At 64.8% G+C, this 253-nt stretch carries 1 protein-coding gene; it reads left to right on the top strand.

What is annotated here, in order from left to right:
- Nucleotides 1–79: 79 nt before the first annotated feature.
- A partial coding sequence (locus G5A07_RS21515) for a PLP-dependent transferase (RefSeq protein ID WP_191864004.1) occupies nucleotides 80–253 on the top strand: 174 nt, incomplete at its 3' end.

Raw genomic sequence — 253 nt, 5'->3', positions numbered from 1 at the left:
GCACCCAACTCGCTTGACGGCGGGCGCCGCCGCCATCAGCATGCCGCGCGTTTCGACAGGCCACAACAGGACACCAAGAATGACCGATCGCCTTCCGGGATTTTCCACCCTCGCCGTGCACGCCGGCGCACAGCCTGATCCCACCACCGGCGCACGGGCGACGCCGATCTACCAGACCACGTCATTCGTCTTCAACGATGCCGACCATGCGGCCTCGCTATTCGGCCTGCAGGCCTTCGGCAACATCTATACC

The sequence above is a fragment of the Stenotrophomonas sp. AS012628 genome, assembly GCF_010608305.1.
Lineage (GTDB): Bacteria > Pseudomonadota > Gammaproteobacteria > Xanthomonadales > Xanthomonadaceae > Stenotrophomonas > Stenotrophomonas geniculata.
Note: the sequence above shows the minus strand (reverse complement) of the source record. Positions and strands in the feature narration are given on the sequence as shown.